This window comes from Vibrio sinus, assembly GCF_023634645.1.
GTDB lineage: Bacteria > Pseudomonadota > Gammaproteobacteria > Enterobacterales > Vibrionaceae > Vibrio > Vibrio sinus.
In genome coordinates, this window is the sequence record NZ_JAMKMR010000056.1 from 1 (window position 1) to 568 (window position 568).

A 568-nucleotide genomic window follows, 5' to 3' on the forward strand; every position below is an offset into this window, starting at 1 on the left:
ATTGGTTGATCACAATGCCACCTTGACCTTGTGGCGCGATGGTGAGATTGCCCAGCAATGGCACGGCATGATCAGTGAGTGTTCGCTAGGGGATACCGGGCATCGTCATACTGTGTACCAAGTGCATTTTGTTCCCCCAATGATGCGTCTCACCCTGCGTCATAATAGTCGTATCTTTCAAGCGCAGACGGTGCCTGAAATCATTTCGGTGATTGTCCAAGAGATGGGGATCCAAGACTTCGCATTTGCGCTGACTCGCCAGTACCCAAAACGGGAATATTGTGTGCAATATCGTGAGTTAGATTTGGACTTTATTCAGCGTATCGCCGCGGAAGAAGGCATCTATTTCTACTTTACTCACACCAATAACAAAAACACGGTGATCTTTGCTGATGAGTCAAAGAACGCCTCAAAACTGCCTGAGCCAGTGCCATACAATGCACTGAGCAGCGGCGTTAGCGCGGTGCCCTATGTGCGTCAATTTCAGCGCCATCAACGACTGCGCTCGGCCTCCGTTCAGCTAAAAGATCGGCTGTTTACTAACCCAGCGTACAGTTTTTTGCACACT

The 568-nt window shown here is 49.5% G+C and carries 1 protein-coding gene; it reads left to right on the forward strand.

Annotated features, from left to right (window positions below; genetic code table 11):
* Positions 1–568 (forward strand): type VI secretion system tip protein TssI/VgrG (gene tssI, locus M9194_RS21560; RefSeq protein ID WP_250614769.1); only part of this gene is annotated, 568 nt, incomplete at both ends.